The sequence below is a fragment of the Verrucomicrobiota bacterium genome, assembly GCA_016871535.1.
Lineage (GTDB): Bacteria > Verrucomicrobiota > Verrucomicrobiia > Limisphaerales > SIBE01 > VHCZ01.
Map to the genome: position 1 here is coordinate 1 of VHCZ01000181.1, position 12583 is coordinate 12583.

At 60.1% G+C, this 12583-nt stretch carries 11 protein-coding genes; 4 read left to right on the top strand and 7 right to left on the bottom strand.

Features of this window, described 5'->3' with window-relative positions; all coding sequences use genetic code 11:
• Nucleotides 1-406: 406 nt before the first annotated feature.
• The 3 genes from FJ398_19760 to FJ398_19770 all read left to right on the top strand — a co-directional run bounded on the left by FJ398_19760 (nucleotide 407) and on the right by FJ398_19770 (nucleotide 4074).
• The gene (locus FJ398_19760) at nucleotides 407-1186 is read left to right on the top strand and encodes a hypothetical protein (protein ID MBM3840157.1); all 780 of its coding nucleotides are present in this window, start codon (nucleotides 407-409) and stop codon (nucleotides 1184-1186) included.
• Nucleotides 1084-2832: a 4Fe-4S dicluster domain-containing protein gene (locus tag FJ398_19765; protein ID MBM3840158.1), complete on the top strand. Its 1749-nt coding sequence runs from the start codon at nucleotides 1084-1086 to the stop codon at nucleotides 2830-2832. Before FJ398_19760 ends, FJ398_19765 begins: the two co-directional genes overlap by 103 nt.
• A 246-nt stretch (nucleotides 2833-3078) precedes the next feature.
• On the top strand, nucleotides 3079-4074 hold the full coding sequence (locus FJ398_19770) for a dihydroorotate dehydrogenase-like protein (GenBank protein MBM3840159.1): 996 nt from the start codon (nucleotides 3079-3081) through the stop codon (nucleotides 4072-4074).
• Between the two features lie 115 nt (nucleotides 4075-4189).
• Here FJ398_19770 and FJ398_19775 read toward each other — a convergent pair whose 3' ends face one another.
• The 7 genes from FJ398_19775 to FJ398_19805 form a co-directional block, all read right to left on the bottom strand.
• On the bottom strand, nucleotides 4190-4573 hold the full coding sequence (locus FJ398_19775; protein ID MBM3840160.1) for a DUF2203 family protein: 384 nt from the start codon (nucleotides 4571-4573) through the stop codon (nucleotides 4190-4192).
• Nucleotides 4574-4671: 98 nt separating this feature from the next.
• Nucleotides 4672-6375 (bottom strand): tetratricopeptide repeat protein, encoded by a 1704-nt coding sequence (locus FJ398_19780; protein ID MBM3840161.1) that lies wholly within the window; start codon nucleotides 6373-6375, stop codon nucleotides 4672-4674.
• An 88-nt stretch (nucleotides 6376-6463) separates the two neighbouring features.
• Entirely contained in the window at nucleotides 6464-6565 is a 102-nt protein-coding gene (locus tag FJ398_19785; GenBank protein MBM3840162.1) for an AURKAIP1/COX24 domain-containing protein, read from the bottom strand.
• A gap of 23 nt (nucleotides 6566-6588) precedes the next feature.
• A complete protein-coding gene (locus tag FJ398_19790) occupies nucleotides 6589-7470 on the bottom strand; it encodes an ATP phosphoribosyltransferase (protein ID MBM3840163.1) in 882 nt (293 codons plus the stop codon).
• Between the two features lie 31 nt (nucleotides 7471-7501).
• Nucleotides 7502-8083 carry a phosphoribosylglycinamide formyltransferase gene (locus tag FJ398_19795; protein MBM3840164.1) on the bottom strand — a complete coding sequence of 194 codons (582 nt, stop codon included), beginning with the start codon at nucleotides 8081-8083 and terminating at the stop codon, nucleotides 7502-7504.
• Nucleotides 8084-8296: 213 nt separating this feature from the next.
• Nucleotides 8297-9487 (bottom strand): hypothetical protein, encoded by a 1191-nt coding sequence (locus FJ398_19800; GenBank protein MBM3840165.1) that lies wholly within the window; start codon nucleotides 9485-9487, stop codon nucleotides 8297-8299.
• 86 nt (nucleotides 9488-9573) lie between these two features.
• Nucleotides 9574-11430 (bottom strand): O-antigen ligase family protein, encoded by a 1857-nt coding sequence (locus FJ398_19805; protein ID MBM3840166.1) that lies wholly within the window; start codon nucleotides 11428-11430, stop codon nucleotides 9574-9576.
• On the opposite strand from FJ398_19805, the gene rfbB reads away from it, so the two are divergent.
• Nucleotides 11374-12420 (top strand): dTDP-glucose 4,6-dehydratase, encoded by a 1047-nt coding sequence (gene rfbB / locus FJ398_19810; GenBank protein MBM3840167.1) that lies wholly within the window; start codon nucleotides 11374-11376, stop codon nucleotides 12418-12420. The genes FJ398_19805 and rfbB overlap by 57 nt on opposite strands.
• Nucleotides 12421-12583: the final 163 nt, after the last annotated feature.

Consider the following 12583-nt stretch of genomic DNA (forward strand, 5'->3'; position numbering starts at 1 on the left):
CAATTTGGCCTGGGGCTGCGTTGCTCCTCGGTCACAGCCCCACTGGCGGGGGATGCTCGCTCGTCGCGCCTTGCCCCAGGCCAAATTGGGCGCAACGAACGTGAGCGTATTTACGAAACGGACCACTTAGGCAAAAGAGGGAGGACGCATTCCCGGAGTGTGCTCCTGATGCCGTTCCCGTGCAGGCATCGGCGGCCTGACGTGTGGCGCTTGGCCACCGCGAATAGACGCGAATATGGAATCGGGGTTAGTGCGCGCGCTACGCATTCATTCGCGGTTGCCGCTTCAGACTTCAGTCGTGGAGCAATTTGAGCGCAGCGTTTGCCAATTGACGGGCAGCGCAGCCCCTTGGCCGGGCCGAGGGGTACTGCAAAGTTTATGACCCCGATAAGAAAGGAGCGTCTTTATGCAGCGTCTTTGCGTTGGTCTGACTGGATTGTGCCTGCTGCTTTCAGCCGGTTGTGAACCCGCCCTTCAATCTGCGAGCGGGCTTCGCCTCCCGGATGGCGATGTCGCGAAAGGCAAAGCGGCGTTCGTCTCGTTGAAATGCTACAACTGCCACCCGGTGGACGGCGTGGAATTGCCCGCTCCGGAAAAGGCGGATGCGCCCCAGGTGGTGCTCGGCGGGCAGTTTTACCGCGTCAAAACGCGCGGCGAACTGGCGGTCTCGATCCTCGATCCGTCGTTCAAGCTCGCGGCCAGTTACAAGCCGGAGACGGTCTCACGCGAGGGGAAATCGCTCATGCCGGACTTCAATCACACCCTGTCGATCGAACAAAACACTATTATGCAAGCGTGTTTCTTCTCCGCCTCGGGCGTGTTGCCGCGCGAGGAAGCGATTGAGGCCATCAAAAACTCCATCCGCAAGACCTACGCGAAAAAGGGGCCGGAGATCGTGGAGATGAACCTGAAAGCCGTGGATGGCACGCTCGCGCACCTGCACCGCGTCGAAGTGCCGGCGGACGCAGAGCGGGGTTCCGGCGCAGACCCTGGCGCTAGATCTCAAATCTCAAATCTCAAATCCGAAATTGAGAAAGGCCCTTCCCGCCTGGAAGCGGCGAGCCAGGGCTGTCCGGCTCCGCAATGCGCGACGGAAACTCGCTCGCCGTTCCCCAAAGCGGCGCCGCGCTTCGTGCAGGAGGTCGTCGGCCCGATTCTCGCCGGGCGCGGCGACGACTGCCGGTGAGCGCGCTGCCTTGTGACGGCACGTTTCCGACCGGCACGGCCCGCTGGGAAAAGCGCAATCTGGCGCTGGAGATTCCCGTTTGGGATTCTGACATTTGCATTCAATGCGGGAAATGCGTCTTCGTTTGTCCTCACTCGGTCATCCGCAGCAAGGTCTATGAAGCGACGGCTCTGGCGGCGGCGCCGGAAACCTTCAAATCGCGCGATGCCCGTCATCCGGATTGGCGCGGACTCAAATACACCTTGCAGGTAGCGCCGGAGGATTGCACCGGTTGCGCGCTCTGCGTGGATGTGTGTCCGGTGCGGAATAAGTCCGAGGCGCGGCTCAAAGCGATCAACATGCGGCCCCAGGTTCCGTTGCGGGACGCCGAACGACGGAATTGGGATTTCTTCCTCGGCATCCCGGAGCGCGAGCGGCATCGCGTCCACGTGGCCAGCGTGCGGGAGCAGCAGATCCTGACGCCGTTGTTTGAGTTCTCGGGCGCTTGCGCCGGGTGCGGCGAAACGCCGTACTTGCGCCTGCTGTCCGCGTTGTTTGGGAAGCGATTGATCATTGCGAACGCCACCGGCTGCTCCTCGATCTACGGAGGGAACTTGCCGACTGCGCCCTGGACCCAAACCGCCGCGGGCCGCGGTCCGGCGTGGTGCAACTCCCTGTTCGAGGACAACGCCGAGTTCGGCCTGGGCTTTCGAGTTTCCCTGGACAAACAAATGGAATTGGCCCGCGAACAACTCGAACCGCTTTCCTGGACCGTGGGCGAAACTCTGGTGCAGCAAATTCTCGCGAACGACCAAAAGGACGAGGCGGCCATTCACGAACAGCGCCTGGCCGTCGCCGAATTGAAGGCCAAGCTCGAAAGCCTGAATTCCGAAGAAGCCCGCCGGCTCCTGGGTGTTGCAGATGCGCTCGTGCGCAAAAGCGTCTGGATCGTCGGCGGGGACGGCTGGGCCTACGACATCGGGTACGGCGGCCTGGACCACGTTCTGGCGAGCGGGCGCAAGGTCAAGGTTCTCGTGCTCGACACGGAAGTGTATTCCAACACGGGCGGCCAGATGTCCAAATCGACGCCGCGCGGAGCCGTGGCCAAATTTGCCACCGGCGGCAAGCCGGCCGCGAAAAAGGATCTGGGGCTTATCGCGATGACTTACGGCAACATCTATGTGGCCTCGGTCGCGTTCGGGGCCAAGGACGAGCATACGGTCAAGGCTTTCCTGGAAGCCGAAGCGTACGACGGCCCTTCGTTGATTATCGCTTACAGCCATTGCATCGCGCACGGCATTAACATGGCGACCGCGCTGCAAAACCAGAAGGCCGCGGTCAACACCGGCCAGTGGCTTCTCTATCGCTATCATCCCGACCGCGCGAGGAACGGCGAGAATCCGCTGCAACTGGACTCGCCCGCGCCGAAGGGAAAAGTGCAGGATTATTTTCAAATGGAGAACCGATTCCGGATGCTCACGCAGAGCAAACCCGAAGTCGCAAAGGAATTGTTCACTCAAGCGCAAATCGACGCCGAAACCCGCTGGCACCTGTTTCAATACCTGGCCGCGCGGCCGTGGAAAACGGCGAGTGAGCCGGGCGTGAAACCGAAACCCGCCAACGATTCCCCCAATGCGAAATCCACCGAAGCGCATGCCGACGTGTGAAGCTCCAGGCCAGCCCTTTGGATCGCCGAGCATTCGCACGCCGCGCTTCCCCTCACCCTGGCCCTCTCCCCGGGGAGAGGGAAACCCATACTCTGCATCAGACAAATTCGACGCGGGCCCTCATCCCCGATGTGGAGATCGATTCCCCCTCTCCCCAGGGGAGAGGGCCGGGGTGAGGGGAAACGCACTGTCGGCCCGGCCAGACGCGCGCCTTACCAGACGCGCGCGATCAGTCCACGACGCAATATGGATCTGTCCACCACATACCTCGGCCTGAATCTGCGCACGCCGCTCGTGGCCTCGGCTTCTCCGCTTTCCGAAACCGTGGAGAACATCAAACGCTTCGAAGACGCCGGCGCGGCCGCCGTCGTGCTCCATTCGCTGTTCGAGGAACAAATCCGTTACGAGCGCTTTGAATTTCACCACTACATGACCTTCGGCGCGGAAAGCTATCCGGAAGCGCTCTCCTACTTCCCGCAGCCAGCGGAATTTCACGTCGGCCCCGAAGCTTACTTGCGCCACATCGCCAAGGCCAAGGAGCTGGTCCGCATCCCGATCATCGCGAGCCTGAACGGTTCGACCCTGGGCGGCTGGATCGATTTCGCCCGGCTCATGGAGCAGGCGGGCGCGGACGCGATCGAGTTGAACATTTACAGCATCCCGACCGACCCGGAGTTAAGCGCCGCAGAAATCGAGAAGACTTACCTGGAAATCCTTTCCGCGGTGAAGTCCGTGGTGACAGTTCCGGTTGCGGTCAAACTCGGCCCGTTCTTCACCAACTTCGCTCACATGGCGAAGAAGCTCGACCTGGCGGGCGCGGACGGCCTGGTTCTGTTCAACCGCTTTTACCAGCCCGACATCGAGCTGGAGACATTGGAAGTCGTCCCGAGTGTGCTCCTGAGCACGCCCATGGCCATGCGGCTGCCCCTCCGGTGGATCGCGATCCTGTACGATCACGTCGGCGCCAGCCTGGCGGCGACCAGCGGAATTCATCGCGGCACCGACGCCTTGCGAATGCTGATGGCCGGCGCGGATGTCACCATGCTTTGTTCGGTGTTGTTGCGGCGGGGCATCCCGCATCTGACGGCCATCGAAAAGGAAATAACCGACTGGATGGAGGAGCACGAATACGAGTCAGTCGCGCAGTTGCAGGGGAGCATGAGCCAGAAGAACTGTCCGGATCCGAGCGCCTTCGAGCGCGCCCAATACATGCGCGCGATCTCCAGCTTCCGGCGCATGTAACCATTCGAGGGAGAGGGATAGCGTGAGGGTGAAGGCGTTGCGCAAATCAACGACCTTCGAATGGACCGCGCCCCCCCAAACCCTCTCCCGCTGGGCGAGGGCGAGTGCAGCCGTCCTACAGTTTCTCCCGCCCGCTGTAGCCTGAAGTCAGGTCGTGCCAGTAATCGATGTCTTCTTCGTCCTTCTCCCAACAAAGAAAAACCTCCTGGCCGGCGACAAAGGCCGGGAAATCAATCAGGCCGCGATCGAGGTCTTTGATCAGAATCTCTCGCTTCTGAAATTCGGCCTGAACCGCCTGCGTCTCGCGAACCGTCTTCAGCCAACGACTGACCGGTTCGCCTCCCACGTCGTGGCCCTGAGCGGTCAGAGCGCGGATGTTCCGATCGCATTCTTGAAGCTGGCCGCGAAGCTTGACCAGTTGATCCAGCCAAGCGCTGATCTGCGGCAACAAGGCCCGGGCTTCGTCGCGTGTGTAATGTTTGCTGTATCGAAAGGCCATGACCGTGGTTTGGAATTCTAAGTCTGAAAACAAACCGATAACTGCCTCGAATCAACGCTTATTTCACTGACAACTGGCAACTGACAACTGACAACCGATCACTGCGCACTGCCGCCCAGCTTTTCTTTGATCTTGTCGTTCGGTTCAACGCCGAGAGATTTCTGCCAGGCCTCGCGCGCCCGCTCCGGTTCTTCGAGCGCGGCGTAGATGTCGCCCAGATGATCGTAGAGCGTGGCATCGGGTTCATCGGATTTTTCGATGGCGCGCAGCATGTACGTGAGCGCTTCCTTGGGCTGGTTCAGTTTGAAAAGCACCCAGGCCAGGCTGTCGAGGAAGGCCGCATTGTTCGGCTCCAGTTCCACGGCCCGCTGAATCAGGACGCGGGCTTGCTCCAGTTTGAGGCCGCGTTCCGCCCACATGTAACCGAGGTAGTTCATGGCATCGGCGGAATCCGGATCGAGTTCAAGGCATTTCTGGAAATGTTTTTCCGCCTGCTCCAGACCGCCATTCCGTTCGCAGGCGGCGCCGAGCTGATAGTAGAAGGGATGGGTCAGCCGATTCGGCGAGTCCGTTTTCGCGATCAATTCGGCCGAGGTGAAGTATTTCACGGCTTCGCCGTATTTCTTCAACTGGGAGTAGGCCAGGCCCGAATAAAACTCCATCGCGAAACCGGGCTTGAATCGGGATCGGGCCTTGCCCAGCAACGCCAGCGCGTCTTCGGATTTTTTCTGGTGGATGATTTTGACGGCGACCAGTTCGTAATAGACGTTCTCCAGGTCCGGACTCAGCACCAGCGCGCTCTCGAAGTGCCGCACGGCTTCGTCCACTTTGTTTTCCTCCAGCGCCAGCGAACCGAGGAAAGCCAGCGTGCGGGCGTTGGCCGGCTCGGCGCGCGCGATGGCTTCGAGCTGCTCGGCGGCCTTGTCCTTTCTTCCCATGCGAATGTAGAGGTCGGCGAGCTTGCCGCGGATGAAAGAAAGTTGCGGATACGTCTTGAGCAAATGGGAGTAGCCTTCCTCGGCCTTGGCGAACGCGCCCAGTTCCAGATAACCATCCGCGAGCTTCTGCAAGGTCACGGGATTGGAGGAATTGAGTTTGGCCGCGCGATCCAGCGACTGGAGCGCGCGATCCTTGACCGAATCGTCGCTCAGGTTTTTCAGCTTGCTGAAGCGAGCGTAGAGTTCGGCCAGTTCGACCAGGAACGCCGCTTCGACCGACGGCTGTTGCGCCGCCTGGTTCAGCACGCGCAGCGCTTCGTTGGTCTGATGGTTTTGAAGATGGATTTGCGCGAGGTTCTGGTACGCCGGCAACGAACGCGGCAGCTTCTTAATGGCGACGCGATTGGCGCGGATGGCGAGATCGGTCTTGCCGGCCTGCCCGTACGCCAATCCGAGCCAGCCGTAGAGCGATCCGGACGCGGCCGGAGACGCCGTGGATTTGAGCAGGATTTCGATGGCTTTGTCCGTCTTGCGCGCGCGCAGGCAGCGTCGCGCGGCCTCGACGACGACGGGTTCGTGGGCCGGATTGGCGAGCGCAGATGCGGTGTATTCCTCGAGCGCCTGATCCGATTCGCCGCCCAAGTCATGCGCCAGCCCCGCGGCGTAGTGCGCGAGGGCCTGGATGGGGATTTCCTCGTCCGCTTCCGGTTTTGGCCTGGAGACGCTGGCGGCCTTCGCGTGAGGCGCGGCCAATCTGGGCGTCGTGGCCGAGGCTGCTGCCGGACGGGGGGAGGAGGTCGCGCAGCCCGTCGCAAGCAGTCCGCATGCGGTGGCCAAACCAACCCAACGGAAGAATTCTTGCATGGAAGTGTGAAACAAAAAGTGCCGCGCTGCTCGGGTCTCGAACAGCGCCGCGCCAGGAAGTCCAATTCTGTTTCGCGCGATTTCAGCGCTACTTCTGCCAGGTGCGCTTCTTGTGGCGATTGGCGCGAAGTTGCTTTCGGCGTTTGTGCTTGTTGATTTTCGCTTTGCGTCGCTTTTTCAGTGATCCCATAGATTGGAGTTTGTTGTCAGGCGCTAATATACAACTTTATTGAGCGGATACTCAATGATTCCTTCGGCCCCGGCGGCTTTCAAGCGGGGAATCAATTCCCGGACGACGTGTTCGTCAATGATCGTCTCGACCGCGACCCAACCGGTCTGGCTCAGATTGGACACCGTGGGATTGCGCAAGGCGGGCAGGGCTTGCAGCAGCCGGCCGAGATTCCTTGCCGCCACGTTCATCTTCAGCCCGACCTTCGCTTCGGCTTCCAGCGCGCCTTGGAGCAAGAGCGCCAGATTTTCGATTTTCTCCCGCTTCCATTTGTTCTTCCACGCCGTGTGGTTCGCCACCAGACGCGGCGTCGAAACCAGCAGCGTATCCACAATCCGAAGTTTGTTCGCGCGCAGCGAAGATCCGGTCTCGGTCAGCTCGACGATCGCATCGACCAATTCGTGGGCCTTGACCTCCGTGGCGCCCCAGGAAAACTCGACTTCGGCTTTGACGCCGTGCTTGCGCAGATGCCGGCGGGTCAGTTGGACGAGTTCCGTGGCGATTCGTTTTCCGCGCAAATCTTTGACGGAGCGGATCGGCGAATTCTCCGGCACGGCCAGGACCCAGCGCGCCGGCTGGCGGGTCGCTTTGCTGAACAGGAATTCGCCGACTTCGTGAACGTCGGAGCCATTCTCGGTGATCCAGTCGTGGCCGGTGATGCCGCAATCGAGATAGCCGTGCTCGACGTAGCGGCTGATTTCCTGCGCGCGAATCAGCCGGACTTCCAGTTCTTCGTCATCGACGTAAGGGATGTACGAACGCGAGCTGACCTGGATGTTGAATCCGGCTTTGGCCATCTTTTCAAGCGTGGCCTGCTCCAGACTGCCCTTGGGCAAACCAAATCGCAAAATGCGTCTGTTCTTCATGCGCGTGTCAATCAAGCGGGATAAAGTGCCGTCAACTCCTGGCGGGAGCAATCCGGAATGTGCGCCGCCCAGCGATGCGAATTTTTCCTTGAGCCAGCGCGGCGAGCGTCGCGGGATACAGGACTCGTTCCGCCTGCTGAATCCGTTCGTGCAACGTGGCCGGTATGTCGTCGTCCAGCACCGGCACGGTTTGTTGCGCGAGGATCGGCCCCGTGTCGATGCCTGGATCGGCGAGGTGGACAGTGCAGCCCGTGACCTTGACTCCGTAATCGAGCGCCTGGCGCCAGGATTCGAGACCGGGAAAAGCAGGAAGCACGGAAGGATGAATGTTCACGACGCGCTGGGGAAACGCCCGGAGAAAGTCGCCCTTCAGAATTCGCATGAATCCCGCCAGCGCGACCAGCTCGACCCGGGCGGCTTGCAAGGCCTGGACGTACTGGCGCTCGGCTTCCTCATCCAGCTTGGTGCGAAATTTTCCCGGCGCGATGAATTGCGCGGGAAGCCCGCGTTCGCGCGCGCGCGCCAGAATGCCGGAGTGCTCGACATCGCTGAGCACGAGGGCGATTTCCAGGGGGAACTGGCCGCTCGCGCACGCTTCGGCGATGGCGACCATATTCGAGCCTTTGCCGGAGCCGAGAATGCCCAATCGTGTTTTGGGGGTGTTGCCCACTCGGCATTCTTAGCGAGAGAGGGCGACTGGAAACAAGCAGATTCACGATGGGCAGATCATGCCTCGGTCCTTCCTGGCTGTAGGGCAGAGTTGCACTCTATCTTTGGAATCGTCGCGAGACGCCAAATTAACCGCTTTGCCTCTCCTTCATTGTTCTCAGTGGCGACTCCCCGGTGGTCTGACAGTGAATCTCTCTTTGGGAGAGCGTAGATGGGGGAGTGGACCGTACACATGCACGGCATAAGGCTCAAACGAGTCGGTTACCCAACCGTCCAAAAAGGCGACAAATCGGTCTTCGCCCAGGACTTCAATAATGCCGATGGCAGAGTCCCCGGATTTGGCTGTGAATCGCTGATCGGTTGTTCTCTCGGCACGCGGGCGCGGCTTCGGCAGCGAGAAACTGTAGGTATGCGCCTTGTCTGTGTTGTTAACGGCCAGGACATAGTTGCCGGGCGGAACGGCGGCGTTGCCGCGCTTCACCCGGAGCAAGACGGAAGTGATGCTGCTGTCCAGAGCTTCGTTGAAGCGAATAGCCGGGTTGCCAAATTGATGGCTGCGCGGCCACCAAAGGTGCTCGGCCTGGAACAGCGGCAACTGTTCGTTCACCTCGGCCACGACTTTTTTTAGAGCATCCCACACTTCCGGATGTTCAGTGATTCTCCAGGCGCCCGACGCAAAACAATAATATAGCAAACCGGTCGCTCTCTGCGCGAGTGCGCAATAAGTCATGCAGCGCAATTCTTCGTAGGTGGGTGGACGGAGATTCTGTTCGCCCGGCAGTTCCTCACGATACGCGTTCCAATCGAATGCTTGGATCACGGCAATGAGAGGTTTCTTCTTCCCCAAGGCCAGCCGCACCATGCGCACGTGCTGCGGAACGTTCGCGAGAGGCAGCCAGGGAATCGGGTACCGGTCGATCATGGTAATGTCCGCGATGTTCGCGTAATCGAGGGCCGTGGGACCCTGGTAGATCACCAGCGCGGTGGGTTTTCGGGCCGGTATGGATTCGATGAATCGCTGGGCCGCTCTGACCTCATCGGGCGAGACCTTGCCCACATCGGGTTCGTCGATCAGATACCAACCCCACAGCGCAGGATGGGAATCGAATGCTCCCACCGCGCGGCGCACGGCCAGAGCATTGAACTTCGGCCCGGCAGGGGTGGGCAGTGAAGCCAGGACTTTGAGGTCCGCAGTCTGCGCGGCGTCCAGGAAGGCTCGCTCAGCCGGACCCGTGGCAAGATTGAAGCCTGCCCTCCGAATGGCAGGGAGTTCTTTTCCAGGCACAGAATAGATGCCAAGGGGATAGAACTGCGTGCCCGGGTTCTGGCATCCTGTGGTTGTCACCAAAACTGCCAGGGCAAGGATTTCCACCCGGAACGCTGGCGATCGGACATCACGCGCCCTTTCTTTTACCGGGGACTTCGCCCCCCAGCTTACTTCCGCGCCAGACAAAAAGCGATGGAGCATAAAAGGAGGAACAGGAAATGGATGGAATAGACTTGCAGTGGAAAATCGAACTTCGCGTGGATCAGGCAGCCAACCATCGCCAGCCAGATGCACGCCGGGAATTCCCAGGGCGCCGGGATCCCGTTCGGCGCCGACCATCGAAGCAGGACGACGGCGAGCATAAGCAGGATCAACCCAAATCCGAGCCCTCCAAACGTGATGCGTGTCTCCAGCCAATCGTCATGCAGGTACGCCTCCCAAACCTGATTCGGTTCTTTGTACAATTGGTAGATAGCCGGGAACGACGCCGGACCAGTCCCAAGTAGAGGAAACTGCTCGGCAATAGCGCGGCAGTTATCGTAAATCTGCATCCTGCCGCCAATGTTATCCGAAAACATGTTTTCTAATCTAAGGGCGAGGTCCTTCCAACCCAGGAAGGTTGAGAAACCCAGGATGACGAGGAACAAGGTGAGCATGCTGGCCCGAACCAACGCGCGTTCGCGCCGCGCTGCAAAAAAAACAATTCCCGAAGCCACGGGCACTGCGGCCAGCGCGATCAAAGCGCCGCCCCGGCTGGTCGAAATAATAGGAGCCGACGCCATGACCACCGCGCATGGCAGCAGAACCATGTAGCTTCCGCCGCCAATGCGTTGAGCGACCATTCGCATTCGAGTGGACGAGTTGCGCAGCATCAACCAAAAACCAAGGCAGACCGGCCAGATCAAATTGAGGTAGGTGGCGGCATTGGACCGATAAGCATAGGGGCCGAATTGAGCCTCGGCAACGTTGTTGAAATAAGGAACAACAAGCCACAGCAACTTATTCGTCCCATCGAGCCGTTGCAGAATTCCTTCCAGCGCGAGAGCCGCGCCGTTGATGCAAAGCACCCAAAGCAACAAGCGTAAGCGGGCGGGGAGCGTGGAAGCGTGGAAGCGTGGAAGCGTGGAACCGCGGGGCCCGGCGACCGCGTGTCCTTCGACGGTCCGAGATTCGGACTCCGGTGCTTCGTTCTCAGCCTCCGCGCCTTCCGTGCGCCATGAGCGCTCAACGCTCGTCGTTCGTCGTTCCCCTTGTCCTCGCCGTCTCTCGCCGGAGTCCCCTCGCCTGTCCTCTGCCGCCTCTCGGCGCTCTCGACTGGTCTTGCCTAAGAGCCAATCGCGTGTCGCCCAGAAGAAGAAAGCCAAACCCAGATACTGCCAGAAAGCATTCAAAGTGGCGGTCCGGTTGTAAGTGTGCGGCAGCCACGCGATGTAGTCGTGATACTCGAAGCGATTCTCCAGAGGAAGATACGTGGCGCGCGCGTTCCAGACGCTCGCCAGGCAATACGCCAGCAAAACCGCCGACATCGCCGCGAGGCTCACCGTCAGATAGCGCGCGATTCGTTGTCCCGGAGATTCCAGTCGAATTCCCCCAATCTCTCTAGCTTCACCCCAACGCGCCGGCTTGTAAGCTGTCTGCCGCCGAATCAACCACTTCGCGACGAGAACCGCCCCGAGCAGGCAGCAGAGGACATTCATCGTCCAGACCGACCAATCTTGCGTCGTGCCAAACGCCCAGGGAGTGAAAACAATCGCGACGCAAATCAGAGATCCCGAAACGCCCTCGCAGATCTTGTAAGCCGCCGGCGTTCGGATGCGATCAGAGCGCTGTGGTGAGCGATGGTTCTCGTCCGCGTCCATGGACGCGAGATTGAACCGCAGACTCCCGCGATCCCACAAGACAGAAATGCATTGCGGCGAAAGAGTCCGCTGGACGCAACAGAAAATTTGGGTAGAGATGTTCCGAACATGAATGTGCTCGTTACCGGCGGCGCCGGCTTCATCGGCTCGAATGTCGTTCAACATGTGATTGACCGACCGGAAGTTCAACGTCTGGTGAATCTCGACTGCCTGACTTACGCCGGTCACCTGGCGAACCTCACCGCAGTTGCGTCGCACTCGAAGTATGTGTTCGAGAAAGTCGATCTCCGAGACAAGACCGCCGTGCGGCGCGTGGTGAACCACTACGAAATCACTCACGTGCTGCACCTGGCCGCGGAGTCGCACGTGGATCGCTCGATCACCGGGCCCGACGACTTCATTCATACCAACATCGTGGGCACATTCCACTTGCTGGAAGCCTGCCGCGAATTCTGGCTGTCGCGCGGTCAACCGTCCGCCTCGCTCCCAAACCGGTTTCATCACGTGTCCACGGACGAAGTCTATGGCAGCCTCGGGCCGACCGGATATTTCACGGAAACGACTCCGTACGCTCCGAACTCCCCTTACTCTGCGAGCAAGGCTGGAAGTGATTTGCTCGTGCGCGCGTATCATCACACCTACGGACTCCCGGCCGTCATTACGAATTGCTCGAACAATTACGGTCCGTTCCAATTCCCCGAAAAGCTCATTCCCGTGGTCATCCAGAGCGTCCTCGAGCGCCGTCCCATTCCGGTTTATGGCGATGGGATGAACGTCCGGGATTGGCTGTACGTGCGTGATCACACTGAAGCTTTGTGGCAGGTGCTCACGCGCGGGAGAGTCGGCGAAACGTACAATATCGGCGGCGGCAATGAATGGCCGAACCTCCGGTTGGTCGAACTCATCTGCGATTTGATCGATGAACTGGCGCCTCAACTCGGCGGCGGTTCGCGCAAGCTGATTACGTTTGTCAAAGACCGTCCCGGTCACGACCGCCGATACGCGATCGACGCAACAAAGATCCGCAAAGAACTGGGGTGGAGTTCGGCGCACACGTTCGAGCAGGGCATGCGAGAAACGGTGCAGTGGTATTTGAACAATCAGGCCTGGGTGAGCACGGTCAAACGCGGCGCGGCCGCCGCCGCAACCCAATGAGCGCACGCTTCGTCCGCCGCGGCATCAGTTCAGGGTTTAAGAGCGTGTCCGAAAATTCCGCGGGGTCCTGTTTTCGCGCCAAAGGCCGGATGGCGAGGCGCGACGAAGGAGAATATCCTCCCTGGATCTTCGACTGAGGAGCAACGAAGCCAGGCGGCCTTTG

Coding starts and splice junctions, on each gene's coding strand:
- FJ398_19760 (MBM3840157.1), top strand. CDS start 407: ATGCAGCGTCTTTGCGTTGGTCTGACTGGATTGTGCCTGCTGCTTTCA.
- FJ398_19765 (MBM3840158.1), top strand. CDS start 1,084: ATGCGCGACGGAAACTCGCTCGCCGTTCCCCAAAGCGGCGCCGCGCTT.
- FJ398_19770 (MBM3840159.1), top strand. CDS start 3,079: ATGGATCTGTCCACCACATACCTCGGCCTGAATCTGCGCACGCCGCTC.
- FJ398_19775 (MBM3840160.1), bottom strand. CDS start 4,573: ATGGCCTTTCGATACAGCAAACATTACACACGCGACGAAGCCCGGGCC.
- FJ398_19780 (MBM3840161.1), bottom strand. CDS start 6,375: ATGCAAGAATTCTTCCGTTGGGTTGGTTTGGCCACCGCATGCGGACTG.
- FJ398_19785 (MBM3840162.1), bottom strand. CDS start 6,565: ATGGGATCACTGAAAAAGCGACGCAAAGCGAAAATCAACAAGCACAAA.
- FJ398_19790 (MBM3840163.1), bottom strand. CDS start 7,470: ATGAAGAACAGACGCATTTTGCGATTTGGTTTGCCCAAGGGCAGTCTG.
- FJ398_19795 (MBM3840164.1), bottom strand. CDS start 8,083: ATGGTCGCCATCGCCGAAGCGTGCGCGAGCGGCCAGTTCCCCCTGGAA.
- rfbB (MBM3840167.1), top strand. CDS start 11,374: ATGAATGTGCTCGTTACCGGCGGCGCCGGCTTCATCGGCTCGAATGTC.
- FJ398_19805 (MBM3840166.1), bottom strand. CDS start 11,430: ATGTTGAACGACATTCGAGCCGATGAAGCCGGCGCCGCCGGTAACGAG.